Annotated in this window: 1 pseudogene; it reads left to right on the top strand. The window is 67.5% G+C overall.

What is annotated here, in order from left to right:
- A pseudogene (locus GQ57_RS30710) lies at positions 1–526 on the top strand (glutamine synthetase); the annotation flags it as partial.
- Between the last annotated feature and the right edge of the window lie 16 nt (positions 527–542).

Here is a 542-nt window from a genome sequence, read left to right on the forward strand (position 1 = left end):
CGGCGAAGACGGCGCCGTGTCGCCGATGTTTCACAGCTATCTCGCGGGGCTGCAGAAGTACACGCCGGCGCTGATGCCGATCTTCGCGCCGTACATCAACTCGTACCGCCGGCTGTCGCGCTTCATGGCCGCGCCGATCAACGTGCAGTGGGGCTACGACAACCGCACGGTGGGCTTCCGCATCCCGCAGTCGGGCGCGGCCGCGCGCCGGATCGAGAACCGCATTCCGGGCGTCGACTGCAACCCGTATCTCGCGTTTGCCGCGACGCTCGCCGCCGGCTACCTCGGCCTGGCGCAGCAGCTCGCACCGACCGAGCCGATCGCGTCGGACGGCTACAACCTGCCGTACCAGCTGCCGCGCAATCTCGAGGAGGGCATCTCGCTGATGGCCGCCTGCACGCCGCTGGCCGGCATTCTCGGCGACAAGTTCGTGAAGGCCTACCTGGCGCTGAAGGACACCGAATACGAAGCGTTCTTCCGCGTGATCAGCTCGTGGGAACGCCGCCATCTGCTGCTGCACGTCTGAGCGTGCACCCGACCGA

This window comes from Burkholderia sp. MSh2 (assembly GCF_000731655.1).
Taxonomy (GTDB): domain Bacteria; phylum Pseudomonadota; class Gammaproteobacteria; order Burkholderiales; family Burkholderiaceae; genus Burkholderia; species Burkholderia paludis.